The organism is Phycisphaerales bacterium, assembly GCA_029268515.1.
Classification (GTDB): Bacteria; Planctomycetota; Phycisphaerae; order Phycisphaerales; family SM1A02; genus JAQWNP01.
On record JAQWNP010000020.1, the window covers coordinates 1 to 19,555 of the forward strand.

At 48.6% G+C, this 19,555-nt stretch carries 13 protein-coding genes; 3 read left to right on the forward strand and 10 right to left on the reverse strand.

Translation table 11 applies throughout. The features are described 5' to 3' along the window. Nucleotides 1-520, reverse strand: a 520-nt coding sequence (locus P8J86_12825; GenBank protein ID MDG2055573.1) for a hypothetical protein, incomplete at its 3' end; no start/stop codon positions are given. Between the two features lie 316 nt (nucleotides 521-836). Between P8J86_12825 and P8J86_12830 the strand changes: the two genes are divergently transcribed. Further along, nucleotides 837-2,444, forward strand: a complete 1,608-nt coding sequence (locus P8J86_12830) for a hypothetical protein (GenBank protein ID MDG2055574.1) — start codon at nucleotides 837-839, stop codon at nucleotides 2,442-2,444. Between the two features lie 323 nt (nucleotides 2,445-2,767). Here the strand turns inward: P8J86_12830 and P8J86_12835 are convergent, their stop codons facing one another. From P8J86_12835 to P8J86_12845, 3 genes are all read right to left on the reverse strand, one after another. After that, the gene (locus P8J86_12835; GenBank protein ID MDG2055575.1) at nucleotides 2,768-5,047 is read right to left on the reverse strand and encodes a hypothetical protein; all 2,280 of its coding nucleotides are present in this window, start codon (nucleotides 5,045-5,047) and stop codon (nucleotides 2,768-2,770) included. A 434-nt stretch (nucleotides 5,048-5,481) separates the two neighbouring features. Then, nucleotides 5,482-5,790: a YdhR family protein gene (locus P8J86_12840; GenBank protein ID MDG2055576.1), complete on the reverse strand. Its 309-nt coding sequence runs from the start codon at nucleotides 5,788-5,790 to the stop codon at nucleotides 5,482-5,484. Between the two features lie 98 nt (nucleotides 5,791-5,888). Next, the gene (locus P8J86_12845) at nucleotides 5,889-6,443 is read right to left on the reverse strand and encodes a hypothetical protein (protein ID MDG2055577.1); all 555 of its coding nucleotides are present in this window, start codon (nucleotides 6,441-6,443) and stop codon (nucleotides 5,889-5,891) included. Nucleotides 6,444-6,697: 254 nt separating this feature from the next. Between P8J86_12845 and P8J86_12850 the strand changes: the two genes are divergently transcribed. Beyond that, nucleotides 6,698-8,191, forward strand: coding sequence for a dockerin type I domain-containing protein (locus P8J86_12850; GenBank protein ID MDG2055578.1), 1,494 nt, complete (start codon nucleotides 6,698-6,700; stop codon nucleotides 8,189-8,191). A gap of 58 nt (nucleotides 8,192-8,249) precedes the next feature. Beyond that, on the forward strand, nucleotides 8,250-9,596 hold the full coding sequence (locus tag P8J86_12855; protein MDG2055579.1) for a hypothetical protein: 1,347 nt from the start codon (nucleotides 8,250-8,252) through the stop codon (nucleotides 9,594-9,596). Nucleotides 9,597-9,791: 195 nt separating this feature from the next. On the opposite strand, the gene P8J86_12860 is transcribed toward P8J86_12855, so the two are convergent. From P8J86_12860 to P8J86_12885, 6 genes are all read right to left on the reverse strand, one after another. Beyond that, nucleotides 9,792-11,915, reverse strand: coding sequence for a hypothetical protein (locus P8J86_12860; protein ID MDG2055580.1), 2,124 nt, complete (start codon nucleotides 11,913-11,915; stop codon nucleotides 9,792-9,794). Nucleotides 11,916-12,450: 535 nt separating this feature from the next. Continuing rightward, a complete protein-coding gene (locus P8J86_12865) occupies nucleotides 12,451-14,004 on the reverse strand; it encodes a hypothetical protein (protein ID MDG2055581.1) in 1,554 nt (517 codons plus the stop codon). A gap of 157 nt (nucleotides 14,005-14,161) precedes the next feature. Further along, a complete protein-coding gene (locus P8J86_12870) occupies nucleotides 14,162-14,662 on the reverse strand; it encodes a hypothetical protein (protein MDG2055582.1) in 501 nt (166 codons plus the stop codon). A gap of 66 nt (nucleotides 14,663-14,728) precedes the next feature. Next, nucleotides 14,729-16,828, reverse strand: a complete 2,100-nt coding sequence (locus P8J86_12875; GenBank protein ID MDG2055583.1) for a right-handed parallel beta-helix repeat-containing protein — start codon at nucleotides 16,826-16,828, stop codon at nucleotides 14,729-14,731. A 395-nt stretch (nucleotides 16,829-17,223) separates the two neighbouring features. Further along, nucleotides 17,224-19,164 carry a right-handed parallel beta-helix repeat-containing protein gene (locus tag P8J86_12880; protein ID MDG2055584.1) on the reverse strand — a complete coding sequence of 647 codons (1,941 nt, stop codon included), beginning with the start codon at nucleotides 19,162-19,164 and terminating at the stop codon, nucleotides 17,224-17,226. A gap of 174 nt (nucleotides 19,165-19,338) precedes the next feature. After that, nucleotides 19,339-19,509, reverse strand: a complete 171-nt coding sequence (locus P8J86_12885; protein ID MDG2055585.1) for a hypothetical protein — start codon at nucleotides 19,507-19,509, stop codon at nucleotides 19,339-19,341. Nucleotides 19,510-19,555 lie beyond the last annotated feature (46 nt).

Consider the following 19,555-nt stretch of genomic DNA (forward strand, 5'->3'; position numbering starts at 1 on the left):
GTGCGCCACGCCGTAGCGAATCGTGGGCGCCCATCAGTGCCGCACGCGCCGGTGTATCGCATGTGGTGCCAAAGCCTATTAAGAACAAGCTGAAGTCGTCTAAATCAGTAACACCATCAACGTTGATATCTGTAGGGCATATTCCGAGTAGTTCACGCAGGGCATCCAGATCGACGTTATCAATAACACCATCTGCGTTAACATCGCCTACGAGTTGGGTAGGCATCCACACGCTCTTGATCTTTTCAAGAATGTTCATGTCCCCTGAAAAAGGAACTGGAGTCAGCGGATCGATAGTTACTCCGCCTGCAATTGCATCCCAACTGTCCCAACCGCCACAGAGGTTGACAGCTCCATTTACGGTGTAGGAAACATTGCCAATCTGAAATGTGTTCAGACCAAAGTAGTTTTCTGAACCTACTTTCCAGCGGTCATCTACCCACTGGAACCAAGCAATCCCTTTGAAATCAGGACGGTTGTCCAGTAATTCCTCAGAAGCTACAGCTGCACCACCAAGCACTGACTGAATACATGTTTGAACATCACGGTTGGAATTCAGCTGATTTCGTAGGCTTCCGATGTGAAATGCAATTGCCAGTTTGGCGATCGGGACTGTGCCACGTGATGTTGCTGCGTTGAGACTCTCTCAGGGCTCATCCCTATAGAGGATGAAACTGACCATCGGCCTAAATTTCAAGAAACCATCCAGTGATTTGGACACCATCAGTCTTTTATCAGTAGAAACCCCGTGTCAAACCCAATACAAAATAAAACAGAAAGCAAAGTTCTCTTTCACGACAAACCGATGAAGATGGCAACTGAGGCAGCCACTAACAATGCATATGAATGCAATCAACTCCAACCTGAATGGTTTGACCAACACCTGGGCTTCATCGCTGCCCTTTTGGATCATCTTCGCAAGTCTCATCCTATTAAATGTTTGGGCTGTGAATTCGGTCTCGATCAAACCTTTTCCAGACACAGCGAACCACTTAGCAGCGGCCTCAATCATTAGTCAATACACGGAAGCAGGAACACCGTATCAAGAACTATTTGATCTTGATGTAGGCATACGGCCTAACACCCTGCACTTACATATTGTTTCCTCAGGATTTTTGGGCCACCCAATGACTGCCGCCCACATTATTTTCACGCTCTTTGTGATCGTGACGCCCTTGTTGATTTGGAGCATCATTCGAGTCACCGGAGGCAACCAATGGGCTGTTCTTCTTAGCTTTCCGTTTCTCTACAGCTTCACGGTGGCTTATGGCTTCACAGAGTTCATGATGTCTATTCCTTTTTTATTAGCGACCATTCTTGCCCTTTTCATTTGGATCCAGCGACCATCTTGGCTGTCTTGGATCGCTCTGGCACTTTTGTTTTTCTTAGCCTCCTGGGCACACGTCTTCGTTTTTGTTTTTTCCGCAATGATGATCGTTCTTACGATCTTAATACGTTACAGAAAGCAACCCACTCTCTGTTTTCTTGGCTTCGCTTCGATCATTCCAGGGACCATCATGATCGCCATCTGGTATACCAGTCGAGAGTCATCTCCGACCACCTTGATTTCACTGCTTTCGTATTACAAACGGATTTATTGGTCAACACTGGGCACGAGATTTTCTGACTGGCTCTTCCTTGACAATCGAGTGCTCATTAATCCCTCAATCGGACCATACATTGGCCTTTTCTTTAAGGTAGTGGTATTGAGCGTGGCGGCATGGCGAATGATCGTATGGCTTCGCGCTCGCACGAAAGACGCTGGCGATCATTGGCTGAAACGCCTGGCTCAAGCACCAGCTTTGGTCCCGGTATGCGTCACCGCCACTGCCTGCTTCGTAGTGTGTTTTGGACCGTTTAATTTGCCGCCTTCGGCCATGTGGGTTTATCAGAGATTTCCTTTCATGGTGTTCATTGGATTGGTATTACTTTTGGCAATGGGACCTTGGTCACGACGAGATCAGCGCATACTCATCGTCATTGGATGCTTTGTTGCCTACCTCTACACTGGATTATGGATCGAACATTTTGCCGGCTTCCAAAGCGAGCAAGAAGACTTCCTTGCTGTTCTACCAGAAGATCATAATAATCAGGTTGTGGGCTTCTACATCGAAGACCCCACCTACCGCGGAGACCCAGAAGCTCTTATTCACTTCGGTAACTACCTCACAACACTGCATCAAGGTATTAGCGTGAATGCAATGTATGACTATCCTCTGTGGCCAATTCAACGAACAGTTGAGTCAGATGTGCTGCCGATCTTTTGTGAGACAAACGAGCTTGATGCCTATCTTGCGTATCCTCATATTAAACAGATTATTTATCGCGGCAAGAGTCAACCAAGCATCCAATTTCTTTCACAATATGAGCTCGCCAGGCAGTATGGGCAGTGGGAACTCTATCAAGCGATCCAAAACAACACGCCTGAAACAACACACCCTTAGTAGAATCTCTAGGCGCGTAATGATTTGAAGCACTGATCACCATTTCAGCACAGTGGCGAACATGCTTGCGAACAGGCACCAATACCAGATCACAAAGAACAGCTTCCCTATAGACTTCGATGAAGGCTATCAGTTCAGTAGCATTACCATAACCAGACAAGGACTGAGCTTTGTCTTAAACGGCTTACACGACATGTCGTCTAGAACAACAATTCAAAATTACGATGCACACAGCCCCAGCGTTGAAGCCGGGGCTGCGTATTTTGTGCATTCTTTGACCAGTTTAAGATGGCCATCTTAATACAATGAATCAGCTATTTTTATCAGGGACATTCTCCATCAACGCCTTTCATCGCTCCTCCGACCGGACCGGCCGTGACCGGGTTTACTCCAGTCAAACTAATGACTTGGCAAGGCGAAGTTGGAATCCATGAATAGACTGGACTGACTTGGCCGGTCATAAATACACGGTGGGCAGGAAATCCATCATGCGTACCAGTGATACGGTAGGTTGCTGTCAGCATCCCGGCCTGTGGATCACACTGCTGCATGACCTCAATATTGATCTGTCCATCAATATGTGGAATCACTTTAATGTCGATATAAGGCCCCCAGATAAGCACTCCAGGGAGCCAAACGAGAGCTGTAGGTATTCTGATTCGCCTAATATTAAATGGTGCGGAATGTATTTCAAACAGGAATTTAGATGATCGAAACAAGATCCCTTGGTTTAAATGACCTGTGAGTCTACCACTGACGAATGTGACATTGGTATCAGCTGTGTTCGGTCTGACCGGACATCCTGTAAAGATTGGGTAACGAAGCCATTTGGTGATTGGTGTGCAGTACTGCATTCCAGCCGGCATTGGTTTGGCATACCCCAAACCTAATGTCGATGGTGTCACGGAAGCATGCCATTGGCTCATAATGTTAAAGTTGAACCAGGCATTGGCCGCAATTTCTGCACCCACCAACACGCGATCTGTTTGCAACCCAGGCCCATCGCCACCACCACCGATGACGAGGGTCCCGAATGTACTATTGTCAACAAGTGGCTTTGGCATGATAGGCAATCCCAACCATGGAATACCAGCACGGTATCTAAATTCACCACGGCAATACTTCTGCACAGTTACGTCCCATGAGTAGACACAACCGTTGGCATCGGTGGCCTGTACGGTCACCACACCTTCTACATCTTCGAGTGCTTCGATGTAGTAAGCACACTTGCCACTATATGGATTGACGGTGTCAAGATCATTAAACAAAAGATTCTGACCCGAGGTAACTGCCCACTGAATGCTGCTACAGCTCTGACCGCAGGTGAAGTCAATATAAATATCATCTTTATCACCCATGTAGCGTGGCCCATCAAGACAAGGCGCCGGACATTCACAATCGTCGGGTACCCCATTGCCATCTAGATCTTGCTCGCATTCATCGAGAATACCATCTCCATCACAATCATTTTCAGGACCGGTGACTTCACATACATCGAGCACACCGTTGTTATTACAGTCATTGCCTGGAAGTTCACAACTGTCTTTGACACCATTGCCATCGCAATCATCATCTGAACCACCAGTACCACCCTCTTCACATTCGTCAAGTACACCATTGTCATCACAGTCGAGCTCTGGCTGAGATTCATCAGGAATGCCATCTTGATTGCAATCAGGGGCACCATTAAAGATCTCACACGCATCGATGATGCCATCGCCATCGGTATCTTCGATGGGCGTTCCTTCGGGAAGAAAAATATCATTAATACCATCGACACCACAATCAAATGCAAGACCACCAGGTCCACCGCTTCCACCACTGCCGTTACCATTACCACTACCTCCTCCCGCACCACCACCCGGTGGATCGGTCTCATCAGGCTCACCTGAACGAGGCAAGCAGTTGTTGCATGGATCACCTGGATCAAGAAGCAACTGCGAGGGCCAATCCACTAATGCATACATCTGACTTGCAATCTGGTAAACCAAGTCTGCTTGATGAAGATGAGGCCGCTCACCTATTGCATCCATTAATCTATTTATTGATGTGAGACCCAGCAATAGATCATCAGGATCAATGAGGCCATTTTCATTGAGATCGAGCTGCTGTCGATGTTCGATGCCTGACAACACCTCATTATTCATCCAACCAAGTAGCTGCCCATCAACCATATCCCACACAGCAACCACAGGTGCATAGGTCTCAGGTGTTTCTTGATACCAACCACCTACAAGAAGATCATGATGGCCATCTTGGTTGTAGTCTCTTACCACCGACATATGAACACCCAGATTAAACACGAGCGGATGTTCAATGTTGATATGAAACGAAGGCGTTCTGCCAACAATAGATGCTTTGTTTCTTACATCTAAATAGACCATTACATTTCCTGACGTGCCGAGCTGGCCAGGATCTGCCACAAGAAGATCTTGAATACCATCTCGATTGACGTCGGTGATCAGATGGTTTATCGATTGCTGTTGACTTGCATCACGAAGAGATGAAGTTGTCGTTTGCGGCTGGACCACCTGACTAACCACGAACTGAGATAGTGATAATGCAAGCATGCCGGCCATGAGGCCAATTTTGTGCCTTGTCATACAACCATTTTGATGGGATCTGCTAGAGATGCTTTCTTGATAATGATCCATGCCTTTATCTCCATATGCTGACGGCTTTGTTCGTGAGTCGATTGCCGTCTTTCACCATAAAGAGCGAAAACACCTACCTTCGAACGATTGTCTTTTTTTGTAACGATTGTGAAAACACACTGGCCTAGCGCTTTATGGGCCTCAAAAAAAATTTTAGCGCTGCTTTAGGCAATGACGCGAGCGATCAGAGATAAACTTGGCCCATGGCCTCAAAAAAGGCTTCGGCAAATGATCTGATTCTATGACATCAACACTGTGGCTCTTTCAAGTACTGGATGCGCAGAAAACATCTTCACTCCGGAAGGAGTAATAGGTCTTAAGACACAAGCAGTTTTATATTGAAGGTCAACGAACGATGACAGGCCTAGACAGCACTGCCATGCTCATGCCCCAACGCCGTGAGTGATTTTTGTAGGCGATGCCAACACCTCAAAGTCGGTCACTGTCACGTTGGCGAAAGCTGGGTGATTCTCAATTCCATCAAAGAGTTCTGACTTCTTGTAATCCAACATTGACTGCTCGTCTTTCCAGACGTACACGCCGCCATAGGTATTGGTCTCTTCGTTGGCAAGCCAGTATTTAGAGATGAGACCTGAACATTCAGCAAAATCGCCCGCGACTTCGTCACAAACTGCTTCGTACTCGGGGCGACTCACACCATTCAAATTGAAGTTGATGACTAATATATGCATGGGTCAATGTTACGACGACACAGATGACACTGCAACATGCTGCAGCCCTGCGATTGTCGCCCCCCGCTGGCGAATCAAACCACCCATTCCTTCAAAATTTATTGAGGCAAGGTCAGGACAGTCTTACCATTCTTATCTGCCAAGATGAGGCCGCCATCACCACCAGCTGTTGCAGCAATACCACCAATAGCTTTGCCATTTTTATTGAGTATTGACACTGATCCGTCTCCATTGGTATTACATGTCAACGCTGCCACCGTCTGACCTTCATTGTTACGAACCATCACGCCCCCATTGCCTTTGGGCCCAGCGCCTAAACCAACGACGGTTTCCCCATCATCACCGCGAATTTCCAGCCGACCCGTACCTTCGCCTTCTTCTGCCACCTTCAGAGATGCGACGGGCATGCCATGCTTGTTGAAAATGCTAATCATCCCAGTGCCTGAAGCATGCACCCCAATACCCACAGCAATCATGCCTTCCTTATTTCGAATCAGCAGCTCCCGAGCGGTCAAGCGGTCAGAGGAAGAAGTCATGGAGGTGCCCGCCAGTAATAAGGCCAGCAAACCAATACCACAGGCGGCATAGAGGACTCTTTTGAGAATACGAAGCTGAGATTCAAGGGCGATGATTCGGTCTGCAGCGGTGTTCATTTTCGAGGGCTCCTTTAGAGTTGATATGTGGTAACGATACCTCAGACATCCGCATGTGTTGTAACGGCTAGGTAACAGGCTCCCCGAATGGGGGCGATGGCATTATGGATAAAAAACCGCTGGCATGCGTTTTAACATGCGGCGCATGGTTCCACCATTGGACAAAATTAGCCGTTGTTTTCCAATGATCTTCTCGCCGCAGGGTATGAATATACGTGCCAAAACCATCTCAGCAGCATAGGAGACAATTGAACATGAAACGATCTCGGAACATCTTGTTCGCTAGTGGAATAATAGGCATCACAACCTTCACTGCACTGGCTGACTCCAATAATATTGTGGCCTCATTTGATTCATTGGTACTCGATAAATCTTCTCTTCTCGCAAAGGATCTCGACGGCGATTGTAAGATCTCACCTAATGACCTCGCCATCGCACTCGCGATGCGCATTGACCTTAATGCAGAGAGATCCACTGACCTTGATGGGGATGATTTCTATTCAGGTGCAGATGTCTTACTTTTGATTCAGAAGTCAATGCTTACGAGCATCAATGATGTTGATGGAAATGGAACTGTCAATGGACGCGACTTAGTGAGGCTGACTTCAGAATTCTCGAGCACCAATGGTCAGGCTGATGTTAATGGTGACCAAAAAGTTGACGCAAGAGATCTACGACCCATCCTTGAAAACATTGGGCATACCGTAGTATCAGATGTGGAGTTACTGTCCTATGCGGTCTTTGACCGCTTCATGCACTACCAAGAGCAAAAAGCTTCCGGCCAACTGAGGATTGCATCTTGCAAGGACCCCGTACCTACACCCTGGGAGAGCTATGCCAACAGAAGCGCTGCATCTTCTCCTGGTGGTTCTGGCGCATCAGGCAACTCCGCAGGTATCTCTTCTGAAGATAGCGATACTTGGCCAGACAACGATCACTCGATTGGAGTGAGTCGAACTTATCCGCCAAATACACACCATTGGTGGACCAGTTTGTGGACAACAACACACATGTGGTACTCAAGCGGAAACTGGCCAGGAAATCACCTATACACCTTGACGATTAACTGGCAACCGACGCAGGTGGGAAGCCATGGAACGTTGAATTCTGAAAACGAAGCATGGCCATCGAATCACACGTTCTTAGTTTCCAAAGACTGGACACCACAAGTTCCTGTCGGCCATGGACTGACCCATAGTGGTGTACCAATTCACCAAACAGAGGTCAGTGAACGCTGGCCACCTAATCATGACCGCATTGCAAGCAATACTTGGCCACCTCCTGAGCATGCCTCTGGTCCATCGGGTCAGACTGTTCATGACAACGCGGTCTCAGGCCTTTGGCCACCAAGCCACCATTACGAGGAATCTAGACTTGGCATCGGACCTGTGATAGGTGATCACACCCAACTTGTTTCTAATAGCTATGCCCCGCATTTGAAATCTATCAGCCGAAAATACCCGCCGAATCATGGCCAGTTAGTATCGAGCACGTGGAATCCTGGCGCCCACAATGGAAATATTAGTGATAACTGGCCCGCAAATCACTCATCACAAGCGTCAAACTACTGGCCAGATATTTATCCAGGCATTTGGCCACCCAACCATAACGTTGAACAATCAAATAGTTGGGGTGAACCACAGCCTCCTGGGCCAGGCCCCTTCCCGCCGGATCACGCATGGATACCAAGTGCCAATCAGGTTATGGATCTTCTTCCTGACATTCCTGTGATTCCCGATGGCCCCTGATTGAGACTTAATCTGTGGCATGTCCTTCATTTCATGATCTTCATCGAGGTATCAGTCCATGCATTTACTCTCTCTAGTCATCTCGACCTTAGTTATCACCGCGATCGCTGTTGCTCAACCACCCAGTACGGTACTACTGAATCAGGATTTGCTCGAACATTGGTGGGAAGGCACAGAGCGCCAAGATATGACGTTGGATAGCTCTCTTTCCTCTGAAGGCCAAGCCTTACGTGCTGCCTCTACAACTCTGACCCGAACCGTTGATTTCAACGAACCTCGATCTGTCTTACGACTGATCCTGGAAACCACTGGTGCTCAAGCAACGGTTTATCCCACAGAGCGATACTTCTATTACAAGTTCGATCTTGGGCATCGTCGTGTTAGTGGCAACCTTCGCTTTACAGAAATTGAAGATGGCTTTCTGCATATAGGCTACTTCGATGACTTCATGCCGCGAGGTGCCATTCAAATCGGCACCTTCATCGATGGCCAAGACATTTCGATTGAAGATGGACCGCTTCCCAATCAATACATCGTGAGCTTTGAAGACTTGCGTACGGTCTTTACTCTCAACACCCTACCATTTGATAGAGCTGATGAACTTTCCATACTTGAAGGCGAAAACTACATTTCAGGCATTCTCGATGAGTCTGGGCATACATTACACCTTCTCTATAACACCATCGATCACATGTTCTTTTATGTTCGATCAGTCTCTGCTGCTCAACCAGAGAGCTTTACCAACTACAAGACTCCCGGCGGAATGGATCTAAAGATTGGGACGCGATCTCGCTTTGTCTTTTATCTCGATCCAGAGACCCAACGTGAAATCTTGGTTGGTGTCCTCAATGCCAATGTCCAAAGCAATGGCTATTTCGATGGCCCTTTTGATCAAGTACCACCTCGCCTGGATATCAAACCACTTCTAGAGGCAGCGTATCCCTATATAAAACTCGGAAGCGGCATTGATGCCCACGGGAACTTTTTGAATGGTCTCTCGCAGCGAGTAGCCATCTCTCCCTACCAAGCATATGACTCTATTGAAAAGCTCGCGACCACCCTCGATCAACTCTACCGGCCAGCGAGCGATGGTCCATTGCGATGGACATTTCTGTGTTATGAGTGGAAACGAGACTATCACAAGCAGTTGGCAGCTATGGAAGCACAAAACAGAACTGCCGCTGAGAATCGTCAGGCAGGCGACCATATTCACAACCGAGCGACCAGCCAATCCTGGCCGGCAAATCATTGGGGCGATGCGAGCCGGCAATGGGTCGGGCACACGCTCGATTCCAGTCGCTCTTGGACGCCTAATCACAAGGTGGATACGAGCAAGACATCAACTACACCCGATGTTTCCGAAGATCCGGAACAAAAAACTCTTGCTACGGCAGTGGTCCCCTGACCCCAAGGCCATCTGCCATGACCATCGACTTCTTCTCTGAGAGATCATTTGCGAGAATAACGCAGCCAGCCGTCTTTAAATGATCTTCTCACATTGATTGATCACCAAAAAGAAAGCCGCGGCGAACATTGAACCTGTTCGCCGCGGCCTGAAGTAAAGCTCCACGTATCAATCATTCGATGGGTGCTGCTTAGATCATGGGCATGTGCCTGCAACGCCGATCATTCGCCCCGTTCTTGCCGGCGCAATCGGAATATCCAATGTGCCTGCTAAATTGACGATTTCATTAGGCATTGCTGGTATCCATGAGTAGACCGGATTCGCTTGACCTGTCATGAATACGCGATGTGCAGGAAAACCATCATGATTGCCAGTGATGGTATACGTTGCAGGTAGCATCCCGGTGTTTGGATCACAACGCTGGGCGACCCTAATCTTAATTTGCCCATCGATTGCGGGAACAGGCCCCACATCTAATGCCGGAAGAGTGACAGGTATCCCCCAAACCCATATTCTAATCGGAGGCGTCACAAGGTTAGGTATGTTGAATGGTGATCCATGGATCATAAACTCGAAATGTGATGATCTGGCCAAGACACCATTGTTGAGATGGCCTGTGACAAATGGACCAGCCACAAGTGTGACATTCGTATTGACTATCGCCGGTGGGATAACTGGTGCAACATAGACTGGAAACGCAAGCGTGTTGGCAGGCCAAGGACACGCAGCTGAATTCGCTGGCGTAAATGGAACGGCATAAGGCGGCGGACCACCACCCGCAATGTGGCCGAATCCAACCGCAGAGCGACGATAAAAGTGCTGCCCATTTTGCCCCGCGGGGCTGAGTATTGAAAAGTTGAACCAGCCATTGGCGGCAATATCCGAGCCCACCATTAGTCGATCTGTTGTGAGGGCCAGCCCATCACCAGAGACACCGAAGGCATAAGAACCAGATATGGGAATCGTGCCAGGTATGGGATGATCCGCCAGAGCGATCCCCGCAATACCACTCCAGGGAATGCCTGCACGATATTTGAACTGACCTTGACAATACCGCTGTACTGTAATTGTCCAGGTATACACACATCCAATTGAATCCGTTGCTTGAACCGTCACTGAACCTGCAACATCTTCGAGCGCTCGAATGTAATAAGCGCAGTTACCCGAATATGGATTTTGCACTGGTTGATGGGCATCAAGAAGTTCAGCACCACTGATTATTTTCCACTGGATTTTGTCACATGCTTCCCAGCAGGTGAAATCGATATACACATTATCTTTGTCACCCATATACAACGGCCCCTCGAGACAATCTGCAGCACAAGCACAATCGTCAGGGATGCCATCGCGGTCTAAATCCTCTTCACATGAATCCGGCACACCATCGCCATCACAATCTTCGATGGCAATACCAACTGGCCATGAGGTGTCAGGAATTCCATCCCCATCACAGTCAACGAGAATTTCTTCAGGATCCACACCATCGCCATCACCATGCTCATGGTCATCTGGCTCCCCACCATAATCAACATCCTCACCACCAGACTGATCGTTTTCATCGCCAACTTCCCAAGGTTCTGGACAGTCGAAACAATCAGCTAAGGGACTGACCTCAGGCGCTTCGACCACGCTTGAGTACATGTGCATCATGATTTCATTGGCAAACTCGCCATACTCAAGATCCAGCGACGCGCCGATTGCTGTGTTTTCTTGAGTTGCAAGCGTCACAGATCGAACCAAGTCATCTGAATCAATAAATCCATTCTCGTTGAGATCAAGCTGCTGTCGTTTCTGCATACCCGCCAGGCTCTCAGCATCAAACCAACCCAGGAGCTGTCTCTGATGTAGATCCCAGACTGCAGCGACCGGCGCGTATACGTCTACAGCCGTCTGATGCCAGCCGGATACCAGCAGATCGTTGTAACCGTCGTTGTTGTAATCCCTCTCAAAAGAGAGATGAGCCCCGAGGTTCACCACCACTGCATTCTGATTATTTTGGATGACCAGATCAGGCTTGCCTTTCGCGACCGCGTCTCGACCATTGGCCCCGAAATAAACTGACACTTGGCCGATTTCGCCGAACGTGCCGGGATCAGCCAATACCAGGTCCTGTTGACCATCTTCGTTGACATCTACGTGCAACACGGTGCTCGACGATGGCTGCGCAGAGAGACGCTGATTGACTGTCGCATCCCTCTGGCCAAAGGAGGAATGGGACAATGCCAAAACCAGCGAACAACCGATTATTCCGCTGATGACGCTTGAATTTTTCAATTGGATATGTTGGCCATGTGGAATGGCTTCTGAACACTTCAACATTTTCTTTACCTCATTTCTTCAGACTTTTAGCTAGGTATCTTTTGGAACCACTTCAAAAGTTCCTGCGATCTACCTCACAGTCAGAGGACAGAGAAAATGTTTTTTTATTTCTGCTACAAAACAAACCGTTCTTTTTTCTGTGATGAGGCAATGAGCCGTCTTTAAATGATTTTCTCACATTGATTGATCACAAAATACCTGAAAGCCGCGACTTCTTGCGCAAGGCGAGGGCCCCAGGGTCATATCTATAGCTATGATCCAATTCTCTGAATCACGACAGAGGAGCCATTTACGATGCGACGAATTCGAACATTCTTCCGAACCCTGCTACGTGAGTTTTTAAAGCTCTTCTAGCTCACCTGCCGCCATTACACGTCTGCCGTCATGGAACAACCACCATGCGACGCCGGCATTTGCCAGGGCTCTTTGGGCCGCTCAAAAGCGCTCTTTGTTGGTGGCCGGAAAACTCCACCAGCTTTAAACCGCTGGAATCACAATAATGACCGTATTTGGCGCAAGCTCTGACGCCGAATCGCTAAGGGCGACTTGGTGCCATGTTCACAGGAACCAACTGGCGGCGCTGAAGTGCACGCTCAGCGCCAGTCACAGCCGCTCGCACTGGAGCATCGCAACTGTTGCCAAAGTTGATTAAGAACAGCGTGAAGTCATTAAGGTCAACCAAGAGATCGCCATCGAGATCGGCGAGGCACTCCGCTGGACAATTGAGCTCCGCGCAGGTGGTGTCATCACCAGCATAATAGCCTGGCGCTGCGAAGCACTCGGCTAAGGTCACCACGACACATCCACTTCCAATACAACACGCGCCGGTCGCAGGTGGAATGGAACAATCAATCGCCTCACATGGTGAGTCGGCCCCCTGCCACTGACCGAGCAGTGCCAGGCAAGTTTCTTCAGTGAGGCTGGCGCAGTTGCCGCCATAACAACACGCCCCTGTAGGTGGCGGTGGTGTGCAAGAGGTGGTGCCGCAGGTCACAAAGGCGCCTTGGAACGCACCGCCGAGTGCGGTGCAGACTGTTTCCAGAGTAAAGGCGCAGTTGCCATCAAGACAGCAGGCGCCCATTGCATTTTCATCATCACAGTCGATTTCGTCGCACATGGTGTAGGGGCCGGCGAAGACACCACCGAGCAAGGCGCAGTGGTATTGGTTGTCGACATCGACACATCCGGTATCGAGACAGCAGGCACCGCGCGGCCCACTTTCACTGTCGCACTCATCTGAAATCAGGTTGTTCGAGCCGGCGAAGGTGCCAACTATCTGACTTGTTTCATTCCCACAGATCACAGAATTTTCGAGCGTAAAAGGCCAATCTGATCCCAGACCGCCTAAGGTGTTGCAGCCGGCCGTGGAAGTACCTACCACACTGTTGTTGCGTATAAGTAAATTTTCAATTGAACAATATTGACCTTGTATATAAATTCCTAAACCACCACCGCTGCAATCATTGCTGCATGTTTGATTTCCATCGACCGAACATCTAATCAGCTTACAGTGGTCGGCGGAGATAAAAACACCACCGCCTTCGCTAAGCGAACAGTTGTCACATCGATTTCCCTGAATAAGTACATTTTCTAAGAGACTGCTTTCACCACCGACATAAAGACCCCCTCCGTATAGAAAGTTATTCCCACTTTTGTTGCTAACAATACACTTTAAAACTGCAGCATCGTAAAGATGTATGGTGTTCTCTGCATAAACACCTCCACCCAACCAATCAAAATCGATACCTATAGTTCCGAGATACCCCTTCTGAAAAGTGATCCCACTTATGGTGGTCACACCAGTGACATTCTCAATAATTAAACAGCGCCCATCAAACTGGGCATCAACAATGGTGGCGTCTCTTCCAGCAAGACCGACCAGTGTCAGTGTCTTGCCATCAATCGCTAAGTTCTCGAAATAGGTACCCGGCCCAATCTCGATGGTGTCGTTTTCAACTGCTGCATCAATGGCCCCTTGAATGGTGTCATACGTACAGCCACTAGGACAGACATCAAGCGTGTCCGCTTGGGCCATCACCGTCAAAGCCATCACACAGACACCGACTGCTTGCCAAATAACTTTCGACATCGCTCACCCTCTTTTTTAATTGTGTCCCGAGTCTCTCTTCTCGAACGTCTCCGCGAGCGGCCATCAGCAAAGCAGCCAAGGCCACGGCCAATTGTACCATGGCTTTTTGCACGCCTAGCGGGCCTCAGAGGTGCCATGATCCAACTGGCGGCGCTGATTAGTCCATCAACCAATCGCCAATCTCAGATGGAAACACAAAGCGAATCACCACGTAGGCGAAAGCAATATTGGCGACCGCGATGGCCAACACAGTCAGAAAACAACGACCTCGACGTGGCACCTTCGCGATGCCCTTAGAAAGGACAATTAGCATCACGACGGTGGCAAGCACTGCAAACGGTGCGATGATTATCAAGATCATGGTCACCCAATAGCAAAAGGTGACCAAGCCATTATTGATGTACTTGGGATCATCTTGATATGGAACGGGCCAATGCCCCAGCACCAACGCCGCGACACACCACGTCACCAGAATACTGATCATCAACATCGATGGTATCGAAGAAGCAATAATGGTGAGCCATGACAGAGGCCCCAGCAAGCGATCGGTTGATAGGGCATATGTTTTCGCATCATCGCGATTGAAGGCGCGGCCACATTCAGGACATGGCCCTGTGCTCGTCGACCGGAGGTTGTAATGGCACGCCTTACAATACATGAAGCTTTTCCTGGCCAAGACCTGGGAAGAGTTTCATCGGCTTATCATCTATGCACTATTGAACCTTTAGCCTGCCAACACACGTCCCACCTGTCCACGACGTTTCTGCTTCGCTGGGGCCGGCGCCGCCCGCGCTGGAGCATCGCAACTGTTGCCATAGTTGATCAGTAGCTGCGAGAAATCTTGAACGTCAACCGTCAAATCACCGTTGATATCAGCAGACAAGCCACTGCCACTTTGACCGAACTGAATCAACAGCTCACTAAAGTCTGCAAGGTCGACCACCAAGTCGCCGTTGATGTCAGCTGGGCAGATTACTGGACAGTCTTCCAGAAATTCGTTGGCGACATCACTACTAAATAGGCCTTCAATGTCGTTGGGCTGATTCTCACAGAATGTTGAACCATTAATGGTTGGATCACCCAAGAACGTGAAGATGCCACCACCACTTTTGAACCCAGTGCTATTGCGTTTGAACGAGCAGTCTTGGATCAGTGGGCTGCCATCTAAAATGTACATAGCGCCGCCCTGACTTACTGAATGATTCTCAACAAAGTTGCAGTGACGCACCGTTGGGCTACTGCTTTCAGCATACACCCCGGCACCATGAAAGCTTGAACCATTGGTAATGGTAAAACCTTCAATGATGGTCGCTGCGGTTTCGCCTCCGACGCAATTTACGACGCCAAACGTAGCCTCACCATCAAGAATGGTTTGGGCAGCACCATGTGAAGAGCGAATGGTGATTGGCTTGCTACCAGTGGCAATGACTGCGGTGTCGTCGCCAGAGACCGTCCATGTACCTGGTCCAACCAGCACTGTATCTCCATACCCTGCATCAACGATGGCCTCTTGAATGGTGTTGTATTCGCCAGGCACATGAAGAACACCATCACCGGTTGGCGACTGACAGTGATCTGGCACCCCATCACCATCAACATCATTACAGCCAAAGTCAACACACGCCCCGCCACCGTCGATCCAATAGCCTCGAATTTGTGGGCCGACATTTCCACATAAGACCGTATTGATCAGACGGGTCGATCGATTTGTGAACAGTCCACCACTCAGGTTGTTGACGACGCGGCAATCTTCATAGGTGGCCTGGGCAGGACCAATGTCCCAGATACCCCCACCACTATTTTTTTCGATATCACAACGCTCAAACAGAGGCACTTCACTACCGGCGGTAAAAATCGCAAAGCCACCGACCTGATTGGCCACCTGACAGTCTGCAATGCTGCCGGTACAGCTACGGACGTACATCGCCGCGCCATAACTCAAGGCTGTATTCAAAACGAAGTTGGTATTGTCCATCGCAAGGCTGCCACCATCAAAGTAAAGACCGCCACCCTGACCTCCCTGCGATCGATTGTTTTCAAACTGGCATCCAGAGATCGTCACAGCGCTCGATTCACTGCGCAATCCGCCACCATAGAGATTCCCATAGTTGTTTGAAAATACACATTGATTGAGCACCACTTGGCTCACGGTCACATACATGCCACCACCATGATCGGTGGCCGAGTTGTCATTAAAGATGCACCCGTTAAAAGTCGGGCTACTGTCATCGCTGTACACCGCTCCACCAGAATCAGTACTCGATTGATTACCCTCAAAGACACAGTCAGTGAGCGTTGGCGAGCTGCTTTGCCCAATGTATAAAGCCCCGCCAGAAAAGCCGCCCCAGTTTTGTTCAAACTTGCACTGCTCAAGTTGAGCTGAAGAGTTCAACATCTCGACCGCGCCGCCGACAGCGCTGGTGTTTTCAATAAAGCTAACATTTCGAAGTATTGGACTCGAGTTATGGATCAGCATTCCCGCACCTGCAGGCGATACCAAACCATTGGCAATATTGATATGTTCAAGGATGGTTGATGCCGATTCGCCGCTGGTGCATAAGACAACCGTACCATTGTCCTGGCCATCAATTGTAACCAACGAGGCGCCCAGCACATCAACTGCGCCGCGAATGGTGACGGCCCGGCCACTAAGATCAACATTAAACTCGTTATACGTGCCTTCAGCAATGAGAATGAGATCTCCATCAACCGAAGCATCAATGGCGCCCTGAATCGACGTGTGATCAAGGGGCACATGAATAGTGTCTCCAGCAGCAGAGACAGATAAAATGACCGTAAAGATTGAAGCTACAAGATATCGCACGCGGACATACTCCTTCGGTACCTAAGCGTCCAGGCAAACCTCGCCTGCCGCTTTCCCACTGAACAACTCGCTTCATCACCCCACCAAGCCTGAATGACATTGATTCCATCTATAGATGTTCTGTAGGAACAGGTATATTGCAGCAATATTTGAGACAAAGGCAAGCCTAAGCCACTGAGAATCAGGCTTTTCCTTTAGATTCCCAAGAATAAAGATGATCACTAAGCCTTGCTAATCAATAGTATTGCCGCCGTATTTTGTGTTGCCACACTATCTACCCATCACTATCAGAAAATTGTCGAACCATTGATCACAACAACGCAATTCTAAGTCGATCGATCAACCAGAAACTTGTAGCGCGATGAGCTCCAAAAGATTGTTGATTTTCTCATCGATTAGTGTGGCGAGGGATGGTCACAACTTTCCCCAAAGTAGATCAAGAGCCCCGTAAAATCAAAGAGATCAACTATGCCATCTTGATTGAGGTCAGCATTCAAGCTCTTACCCTCTGCCCCATACTCCAGCAGCAGAATCGAAAAATCATCTACATCAACAACGCTGTCATCATTAAAATCACCATGACAAATTGGCCCTGGCTCTTCCGGAACACCTAAGTCTATTTTAGCCAGTTCAGTAGCCATGTATCGCCACACTGAATCAGATGTGTACTGACTATCCCACGCGTCCCGTTGCTGCTTACGCGCTCCTGCCATAAACGAATTGAGTGTAGGCGACTGACCAATCGACGCCTGATACGCCTCGATCGTTAGGCTGTCCCATCGACCGGCAAGGTGAGCTTCATTAACGCTACCAACATCATTCGCAGAGGCCTGCCACTGGCCATAATCTAGCCACTGGTTCCCAATCCAAGCGAAGACCGGAACGGAATCGACATAGTAGGTGTTGTCCTGGAATTCAATCTCGCTTGCAAGCTCAGTCTCATTTAATCGCAGCACAAAGCTCTCGCCAAGGCCCGCCTGGTAATACCCGTCAAAATGATTACGTTTGATTTTTAAATCATAATCACTCTCGCCAATCAAGCTAACTTTCATCGTGGCACCCAGCCAATTAAAGGCATAGTTATCAATAATATTTAAATTGTCACAGGCACTTTCATTACTGATCTCAACACTGATAGCAACGCCATATGGCTGTGTTGTATTATGTGCAATTACATTATCTTGAACGATCGTGTCTTTACAATTTGCAAGTTGAATACCATAGCCACGAGGCGTCGATGAATTGATTGGCTGACTACCAAGAACGATATTGTTTTGAATGGTTGACGTCGCACCAACACCAGAAGATGCACCCGTATAACCACAGAGAAGGGCCAGTGGATTTTCCAAGAAGAGGCAATCCTCTACAGTACCACCACCAAGCAACTTCAGGGAATGACTACCTGCATTTGCGAAGATTGAATCACGAACGACAATATTCTTCGTGTGCAGCTGACAGTACACATTGTGACTATGTATGCCTGAGATATCTAGATTGGGATCCTGCGAACGACCATTGTGATCAAAGACACAGCGCTCAATCAATGCACCATCAATATGATTTAGAAACAGGCCCTGCGTCGTGGTGCCTGTGTCTTGGGTACCATCCTGTAACAATCGCACCGCATCGACACTCACCACGCCTCGTATTCTGAGATTCCTAAACACAAGGCTGTCGTTTACTGCAGACAAGCCAATGTTTGGATCAAATCCCGAGATATAAAGATCTTCGAGCAATAAATCTTCACCATCGCTACCACTTAAGTGCATATATACACCACTGCCATACTGCGAGTATTCCGTTCTCGTAATGCGCAAACTCGTGATCCACAAGTGCCTTGGACTTCCCAGCAAATAGAACCCTTTATTTGGCGGCCGAAGATGGGGCCGCTCGGTTCCAGACCCGTAAGCGCCAACGATCATTGGCTCACTCTCAGACCGACCAGACAATGTCCAAGTACCAAAACCTTCGTCCCAAACATCACCTCGCTTAAGCAACAGCCAATCAGGAAAACCATCACGCATTCGCGACTCCGCTTCCTCAAGCGTACGCACAGGATCGTTTTCACTAAAACCACTGTTTGAGTCACTGCCCTCTGATGAGCTGACATAGATCACTCTGGTGTCTGCACTTAGATCATCCTCAGACCAAACTGGCTCTTGATTGATGACCTGAGCTAAATGACGCGATGGTGACTCTTCATCAATAAGAGACGAACAAGCATCTCGGCTCGCCCCATCGAATGTTACCTGTGCCTCTACGGTTGAACAAAGTGCACCCCCAAGCATTATTTGTATCAAGACTATAGAAACCGACAGAATCGGTGAACTGCTCATTGTTAACCTTATCTAGTTAGATGGATGTCATTGGAGGGGGTAGACGGATTGCGGACTCTCTTTGTGGCTCTCTGTTCTTCTTCTCTGCTGCTTGTGCACCTGTTCGCCCGGTACGCTGACCTAGCGCCACTGCGCTTTAAGCACAACCCCGACCCTCGGCCTCATCGTAGTGTACTAAGCACCTTGAAGCCGATCATCAAGCGAAAACACATCCGTATCCCAAAGGACATTACTGAGTGGTATTTCACCGCATTTCATGTGCACAAGGTGTACGAGCTGTAGCCGACCTATTGGCATTGACCAGCATTCTTTAGGAAACCCCATTGAAATGCTAAAAACTGTCATAAATCACTTCACCTATTAACAAGGCTTCAGCAAAACAGATTTCCGC

What these genes read in the sequence shown, in the direction of transcription:
- P8J86_12830 (MDG2055574.1), top strand. Translation starts at nt 837, where the DNA reads ATGCATATGAATGCAATCAACTCCAACCTGAATGGTTTGACCAACACC.
- P8J86_12835 (MDG2055575.1), bottom strand. Translation starts at nt 5,047, where the DNA reads ATGACAAGGCACAAAATTGGCCTCATGGCCGGCATGCTTGCATTATCA.
- P8J86_12840 (MDG2055576.1), bottom strand. Translation starts at nt 5,790, where the DNA reads ATGCATATATTAGTCATCAACTTCAATTTGAATGGTGTGAGTCGCCCC.
- P8J86_12845 (MDG2055577.1), bottom strand. Translation starts at nt 6,443, where the DNA reads ATGAACACCGCTGCAGACCGAATCATCGCCCTTGAATCTCAGCTTCGT.
- P8J86_12850 (MDG2055578.1), top strand. Translation starts at nt 6,698, where the DNA reads ATGAAACGATCTCGGAACATCTTGTTCGCTAGTGGAATAATAGGCATC.
- P8J86_12855 (MDG2055579.1), top strand. Translation starts at nt 8,250, where the DNA reads ATGCATTTACTCTCTCTAGTCATCTCGACCTTAGTTATCACCGCGATC.
- P8J86_12860 (MDG2055580.1), bottom strand. Translation starts at nt 11,915, where the DNA reads ATGTTGAAGTGTTCAGAAGCCATTCCACATGGCCAACATATCCAATTG.
- P8J86_12865 (MDG2055581.1), bottom strand. Translation starts at nt 14,004, where the DNA reads ATGTCGAAAGTTATTTGGCAAGCAGTCGGTGTCTGTGTGATGGCTTTG.
- P8J86_12870 (MDG2055582.1), bottom strand. Translation starts at nt 14,662, where the DNA reads ATGTATTGTAAGGCGTGCCATTACAACCTCCGGTCGACGAGCACAGGG.
- P8J86_12880 (MDG2055584.1), bottom strand. Translation starts at nt 19,164, where the DNA reads ATGAGCAGTTCACCGATTCTGTCGGTTTCTATAGTCTTGATACAAATA.
- P8J86_12885 (MDG2055585.1), bottom strand. Translation starts at nt 19,509, where the DNA reads ATGACAGTTTTTAGCATTTCAATGGGGTTTCCTAAAGAATGCTGGTCA.